Annotated in this window: 7 protein-coding genes and 1 pseudogene; 3 read left to right on the top strand and 5 right to left on the bottom strand. The window is 73.7% G+C overall.

Translation table 11 applies throughout. The annotated features are described in order from the left end of the window. Nucleotides 1-259, top strand: a pseudogene (locus tag ACSNOG_RS31300) (hypothetical protein); the annotation flags it as partial. Here the strand turns inward: ACSNOG_RS31300 and ACSNOG_RS31295 are convergent. Beyond that, nucleotides 253-1,383, bottom strand: coding sequence for a hypothetical protein (locus ACSNOG_RS31295; RefSeq protein WP_436756086.1), 1,131 nt, complete (start codon nt 1,381-1,383; stop codon nt 253-255). The pseudogene ACSNOG_RS31300 and the gene ACSNOG_RS31295 sit on opposite strands and share 7 nt — an antisense overlap. Before the next feature lie 198 nt (nt 1,384-1,581). On the opposite strand from ACSNOG_RS31295, the gene ACSNOG_RS31290 reads away from it, so the two are divergent. Continuing rightward, entirely contained in the window at nt 1,582-2,115 is a 534-nt protein-coding gene (locus ACSNOG_RS31290; RefSeq protein WP_436756085.1) for a DM13 domain-containing protein, read from the top strand. 3 nt (nt 2,116-2,118) lie between these two features. Here ACSNOG_RS31290 and ACSNOG_RS31285 read toward each other — a convergent pair whose 3' ends face one another. Next, nucleotides 2,119-2,664 carry a hypothetical protein gene (locus tag ACSNOG_RS31285; RefSeq protein WP_436756084.1) on the bottom strand — a complete coding sequence of 182 codons (546 nt, stop codon included), beginning with the start codon at nt 2,662-2,664 and terminating at the stop codon, nt 2,119-2,121. Between the two features lie 130 nt (nt 2,665-2,794). Next, nucleotides 2,795-3,925, bottom strand: coding sequence for a carboxylate-amine ligase (locus tag ACSNOG_RS31280; RefSeq protein ID WP_436756083.1), 1,131 nt, complete (start codon nt 3,923-3,925; stop codon nt 2,795-2,797). Between the two features lie 235 nt (nt 3,926-4,160). Between ACSNOG_RS31280 and ACSNOG_RS31275 the strand changes: the two genes are divergently transcribed. Then, nucleotides 4,161-4,679, top strand: a complete 519-nt coding sequence (locus ACSNOG_RS31275; RefSeq protein WP_436756082.1) for an SRPBCC family protein — start codon at nt 4,161-4,163, stop codon at nt 4,677-4,679. Here the strand turns inward: ACSNOG_RS31275 and ACSNOG_RS31270 are convergent. Next, complete coding sequence (locus ACSNOG_RS31270) at nt 4,639-5,391, bottom strand: DUF6796 family protein (protein ID WP_436756081.1); 753 nt, start codon at nt 5,389-5,391, stop codon at nt 4,639-4,641. The genes ACSNOG_RS31275 and ACSNOG_RS31270 overlap by 41 nt on opposite strands. Nucleotides 5,392-5,472: 81 nt before the next feature. Next, the gene (locus ACSNOG_RS31265) at nt 5,473-6,429 is read right to left on the bottom strand and encodes an alpha/beta hydrolase (protein ID WP_436756080.1); all 957 of its coding nucleotides are present in this window, start codon (nt 6,427-6,429) and stop codon (nt 5,473-5,475) included. Nucleotides 6,430-6,617: the final 188 nt, after the last annotated feature.

The following is a 6,617-nucleotide window of genomic DNA, read 5'->3' as shown; positions in this document are numbered from 1 at the left end:
GCGGGCGCGGGGACGCTGCGTGCGTGAGCGCGTCTTCACCCGGCACGACCGGGGCCTGGGCAAGCTGCTCCGGGCCCTCGACGCCGCGGCCGGGCGCGGGGCGGGTGACGGGGCAGTGCCGGCGGAGGTCTCCGAAGCCGCGTCCCTGGTGCTCTTGGGCCCGGCCACCCGCGAGCACGTCTCCGCGCTGGAATTCGGCGGCCACCGAAGCTCACGGGATGCCCGCAGGCCCCGGCCGGAGCGGCCCGCGGTTCAGTAGCGCAGGACCGCGGCGAGGCGGTCCTCCCCGGCGAGCGTGTCGTCGGGGACGAACTCGACGTCCGCGCCGCTGTCGAGCGCGCTCTCCACGATCTCGTCCACGACGTCCTCGTGGAGGGAGGGGTCCGCGCTCAGGGGCTCGGTAGAAGACTCCACCAGCTGGGGATGCCCGCCGTTGCCGTCGGTGCGGATGGTCGCCTGGTAGTGGTCCTCGACGGCGAGGAGCGCCACCCGGCCCTGCCGCACCGTCTGCCAGATCTCGTCGAGACCCGAGGTGTAGCGGCGTGCGCCGCGCGCGTTGCTCAGCCGCTGCAGCACGTCGTCCCGGCGGGCCCGGCGGCGTTCCGCGAAGGCCGGGCGCAGCAGTTCCAGCAGATCGTGGCCGCTCTTGCCGGTGGCGCCACCGCTCTCGACCTCGGCGGTGATCGCGCCGCGGTCGGGGAGGATCTCCTTGAAGTGTGAAACGAGCTCGCGCAGGCCCGCCACGTACAGGGGGCGGGGGTGCTGCTCGAGGACGCGGGCGAGCGCGGTGGCGACCGAGCGCAGGTACTGCCGCTCGCGTTCGGCGGGGCCTTCCTCCCGGACGGGCATGCCGTAGTGCGGGCCCGGCAGGGCGTCCTCGTGGTCGGGCAGGGCGGGGCGGACGGGGAAGCCGTTGCCGGTGGACTGGGTGAGGGTCTCCCCGGCTCCGTCCCACAGCCGGGCCTCGCTCTTGGAGAGGGCGAGGGCCCAGTAGGGCTCCTCCACGCGGACGGCGGCCACGAGGTTGCGGGTGAGGAACGTCTTGGCGATCACCACGCGCTGGGGCACCGAGCGCGGCACGTACCAGACGTGGTGCTCGCCGGGGGCCACGAGGAGGAGCAGTCCGTCGCTCGCGTGCGTCAGGTCGACTTCGGCGACGGCGGCGTCCAGGTGCGACTCGACGTCCGTACGGGCGGCGCGGGAGACCCCGGCGTCCTCGGCGAGCCGGCGCTTGGCCTCCGCGACGGTGTTCCGCAGCCTGACCGGATCCTCGGGGCTGAAGGGGTCGCGCCGGGTCGTCGGCACTAGCAGCGACACCGCCGGATAGGGACGCGGTCGCCGCAGATCGCGGAGGATCTCGTCGGTCAGGTCGCCGATGTCCATGGGTGTTCTCCTACCGCCTGCGGCCTCCGGGACCCTTACAGATCAGCAGAAACACCATCTTTCAGCCACCCCAGTGCCACCAAACGAACCACTTCCGGCAGGCGACGTAAGACTTTCGTCATGGGTTTTCCGGATAGCGGGACCGGCCGGAAAGCGTTGGAAGGAGGGAGAGAACACGCCGGCTTTTCGGAGGCAGAGATGGGACGTGTACGACGGGTGCTGCGCAAGCCGGCCGTCATCGGAGTGCTGATCGTGGGAGCCCTCGCGCTGGCCGCGGGCCTGGTGTGGTTCCAGCCGTGGAAGCTGTGGCTGGACGAGACCGTGCGGGAGTCGTCCCCCGCCGTCACCGGCACCGCGCGGCCGGGAGGCGCCGGCGGCGTGCGCACGCTGGCCACCGGTGAGCTGATCAGCCACGAGCACCGCACCAGCGGGTCGGTGCGCATCCTCCAGCTGCCGGACGGGAAGCGCATCCTGCGCCTGGAGAACCTCGACACCAGCAACGGCCCCGACCTCAAGGTCGTGATCAGCGACGCCCCCGTGAAGCCCGGGCGGGACGGCTGGCACCTCTTCGACGACGGCGCGCACCTCAGCCTGGGCTCGCTCAAGGGGAACAAGGGCGACCAGAACTACGTCGTGCCCGCCGATGCCGATCTGAACCGCTACACCAGCGTCAGCATCTGGTGCGACCGCTTCGACGTCTCGTTCGGGGCGACGGCCCTCGCGCGCACCTGACCGTCAGGTGACGTCGATGGTGGCGGCCACGGGTGCGGTCCCGGAGACCTCGCAGGTGACGGTGACGCCGAAGACGTGCACGGTGGCCGTACCGGGAGTGAAGGTGGCCGCTCCGGCGGTGTCGAGCTGAGCCGAGGCGGCACCGCCGGTGAGCGTGACGGGTGAACCGCTGGGTATCGCCGCGGTGTTGGTGAACCCGGCGGCCGTCACCGACCCGGACGCGGCACCGCCCAGCCGGAAGGCCATCTCCCCCGTCGCGGCCCGGGCCGGGACGTCGACGGGGACGTTCAGGGCGGTGGTGACCTCGACGGACAGCTCGGCGGTCGCGCCCCGGGGCAGGGTCGCGGGCGCGGTCACGGTCACCAGCAGGGACTGGACGCCGCTGGGGGCGCCGGGCCCGGTGCAGGTGTAGGCGACGGTGACGGCTTCGGCGGCCGCGGCGGGCGGGGCGCCCAGGACGGTACCCGCTCCTGCCAGTACGGCGGCCAGGGAGGCGGCGGCCCCCAGGCGCCTGCGGGAAGACTTCGCGGGAGTGTTCGGGTTGCTCATCGCCGTGCTCCTTCCGTCGGGCGCGCGGCACCGGCCGGCCCCGGGGGGGTGAGGAACGAAATGGCTGACGTGGACACGTCATCCCTGTTTGGCACGGCGTGATGGAGAAGTCAACACACGCAGGGGCCGACTAGCGTTCCGGACTCCCCGGGGCCTCCGGACCCTCCGGGCCGTCCGGGCTCTCCGTGGCCGCCAGGGCGATCAGGGCGGGCAAGCCGCCGGAGGCCAGGGCGCGGCGCTGGCGGTCGGCCGGGGCGCCGCGGCCGAGGAAGAGCCTCAGCAGGCGGTTGACCTCGCGCGCGTCCCCGGCCTCGTCCAGGGCGGGGGCGATGTGCGCCAGGAGGTCACCGACGGCCTCACCGGGGCCGCGGCGCCGGCCGTGGACGTCGATGAGGCCGCGGTGCAGTCCGTACCGGGCGGCGTGCCAGTTGGCCGCGTTCAGCATTTCCGGCGCGCACGGCGCGAGAGGCCGGTCCTCCCGCTCCTCGCGCAGGGCCGTGGCCACGAGGGCGCGGACGATCCCGGCGAAGAGGACCGCGTCCTCGACGGTGAGCTGGACGTCCAGGGCGCGCACTTCGAGCGTGGGGTAGCGATCGGAGACCCGGGCCTGCCAGTAGAGCTGTCCCGTGTCCATGATCGCCCCCGCTTTGAGCAGGGCGCCGATGCGCCGGTCGTAGTCGGCGGGCCCCTCGAACCAGGGCGGCGGACCGCTGACCGGCCAGCGGCCGAAAACCACCGTCCGCCAGCTGGCGAACCCCGTGTCCCTCCCCCGCCACAGCGGAGAGTTCGCCCCCATGGCCACCAGCACCGGCAGCCAGGGCCGCACCCGGTTCAGCGCGCCCACGGCCGAAGCCCGGTCCGGCACCCCCACGTGCACGTGCATGCCGTTGACGAGCTGCTCGTCCGCCAGGCGCGCCGCCTGCGCGTGGACCGCCTGGTAGCGCTCTCCCTCGGTGACCGGGACCGGCGCGCCCCCCGCCAGCGGCGCGGTGCCGCAGGCCACGGGCCGGCACCCCGCCTTCTGCGCGGCCGCGCCGATCGCCCGGCGCAGCCGCAGCAGGTGCCCGCCGATCTCCGCCAGGCCGGTACAGACCGGAGTGGCTGCCTCCAACTGAGCCTGCAGCAGTTCGGACTGGACCTCCCGCGCCTCGGTCATCGCCTGCAGGCCGGACGCCGCGCGCACCGCGTCCGCCAGCGGCACCGGCAGTGCGGTGACGGGATCCAGGAGCAGGTACTCCTCCTCCACCCCCATCGTGATCATCCGTCCGTCCGCCCTCTCGTCCGCACGTCCGCGCCGGCGCCGGGAATTCCCCGTGCGGTGGGGCCCGGCTGCTGCAGATGTGCCCGGTGGCCGCCGCCGGTAACAGCGGCTGCTCCAGATGCGGGACGGCCGAGGGAGGGTCGGGGCCCGCACCTCCGCGCAGGCCGACAGACCCGTTCCGGCTGATACTGAGCCTGCGCGGAGATGCGTGCGGCACGCAGAGAGGAAGACGCCGATGCGGGAGATAGCCACCGTGATCGACATCGCCGCCACCCCCGAGCGGGTCTGGCAGGTCCTGACGGACCTGGCGCGCTACGAGGAGTGGAATCCCTTCATCCGGCAGGCTTCGGGAACGGCCGCCGCCGGCCGGCGGCTGAAGCTGAGGGTCTGCCCCGGCGGCCGGCGGCCGAGGACCTACCGCCCGGTGGTCAAAGCCGCCGCACCCGCCGAGGAACTGCGCTGGCTCGGCCGGACCGCGCTGCCCGGCCTCTTCAGCCGTGAGCACCGCTTCGTCCTCACGGACCTGGACGGGGGCGGCACCCGCGTCGTGCAGAGCGAGAAGTTCACCGGCCTGCTGGTGCCGTTCCTGCGGCGGCGCGTCGCCGCGGCCGTCACGGACTTCGGTGCGCTCAACAAGGCCCTGAAGAAGAGGGCCGAGTGCCGGAACGGGGCACAGGCCCCGGTGGCCGACCCTCCCCCGCCCTCGGCGCCGGTCACCCCCGGCGCTTCCACAGGACGGCGGTCGACAGGGTGAAGAGCAGGAGGTTCCCGACACTGAGCGCCGCGCCCTGCACCGCGGTCCCCGCGGCTCCCGGCAGCGCCTTGGTCAGGAGCATGCCGACGGGGATGCAGATCAGGGGGTTCGCCACGCACATCCACCGGGGGAAGGCCGTCCCCCCGCGCAGGATGCAGGCGGCCATCCACGCGGACCCGGCCGCCCAGCAGCCCAGCAGCACCGCGTACGGGATGAACAGCACCGTGGCGATGTCGCCGGGCAGCGCGGTGAGGACGTCGGACCGCACGCCGGACTCGTGGACCGCCTTGGCGGCCTGCCCCCAGGAGAAGAAGGAGCCGTGGGCGAACGGGGCCAGCGCGAAGCCCGCGGTCAGCAGCACGTAGGGCGGCAGGGACCACCGGCGCGGGGCGGGGCGCAGGCCCTGCCGCAGCTGCCGGCACGCCACCAAGTAGAGCGGACCGGTGAGGACGCCGAGCAGCGCTCCCCAGGCCAGCCGCGTCGTGGAGGCGGGCAGCATGGCCGCCAGCGAGTCGCGTGCCGTACCGCTGTACGAGGCCAGCAGCGGGTACTGATCGGCGGTCCCCATGGGTTTGCCCAGCAGGAGGATGTCCCCGGCGAGCCAGGCGAGCGAGGCCAGCACCCCCGAGAGTCCGGTGAGGCGCACCCATACGCGGCCCGTGGGCGACGAGGGTGCGACGGGCGGCGACGGGGCCACGGTGCTCGGCGTCATGGGACTACCCCTCCCAGCAAACTTAGGTGAGGCTAACCTATCTTGATCTCCCTTTGTGGTACAGACCCGCTGAAGGCGTCGTCAGTCCGTGCGCGGCAGCAGGCAGTCCTCGAAGAACGCCAGGGCACGCAGGTGATAGGAGCGAGCGGCCCAGCCGAGGCTGATGTTGTGCCCGGCGGCGGGCTGACGGTCGAACAGGAGCCGCGCTCCGGCCGGGAAGGCCGTACGCATAGAGGCGATCGTCTCCTCGTCATGGCGCCACCAGCCCTCGTGCTCAGCGAAGGTGAAGCGCACCGGAACACGCACCCGCGCGGCCAGACCGGGGAACTCCTCGCCCCAGCGCAGCGCCTCGGCGGCCTCGCGCAGCGGCATCGGCGTCACCAGGCGCTTGGCCGCGCGGAAGGCGCCCGGCGGGTAGAGGTCGAGGCGCCCCCAGTGCCGGCTCCAGGTCCTGCGGCTGTGGAAGGCCTGCGGATCCCGGACGTCGACGGCGTAGCGGTGGCTGATCCCGGAGATGTCCGCTCCCAGGAACGCCGCGCCGCGGTCGTCCGCCAGCGCGTGCAGGGCGAGCTTGCCTCCGTAGGAGTGCGCGAGCAGGAACACGCCCGCGCCGGTGTCGTGGTGACGCGCGTAAAGGGAGAGCGCGGCGTGCAGCAGCTCCGACTGCTCGGCCGGCGTGGCGCCCACCGGGAAGCGGCCGGCGGACAGGCCGTAGCCGGGGCGGTCGATCGCGACGGCCGTGAAGCCGATGCCCGCCGCGAGCGTAAGCAGGGACTGCCCGGGGTGCACGCGGGCGTCGAAGTAGCCGGCGCGCATGCCGCCGCCGTGGACGGCGACGACGGTGGCGCGCGGCGCAACCCCCGGCGGCGGAGTGGCGATCAGGCCCGACAGCGGGACCCCGCCGGCATCGAGCACGACGTCCCGGACGTGGACGTCCGGGACCACGGGGCAGCGGTTCTGCTCGCCCGGTTCCGGCGGACCGGCCGGACGGGGGAAGGCAGTGGCGACGGTGACGGATCCGGCTGTCTCGGTGCTCATGAGGTCTCCAGGGGCCCGGCCGGTGGCCGGTGATCGGTAGGACGGGTCCGGGGCCCGGGCGGCGGCCCGCAGGGGGCCACCGCGCCCGGGACAGGCTGAGCCGCGGGGAGTTCAGTCCTTGATTTCGCAGATGACGGCGCCGGAGGAGACGGACGCGCCGATCTCGGCGGTGATGCCCTTGACCGTGC

It is taken from the genome of Streptomyces sp. URMC 124, from assembly GCF_051386455.1.
Taxonomy (GTDB): Bacteria; Actinomycetota; Actinomycetes; order Streptomycetales; family Streptomycetaceae; genus Streptomyces.
This window is presented reverse-complemented; position numbering and strand designations above follow the sequence as displayed.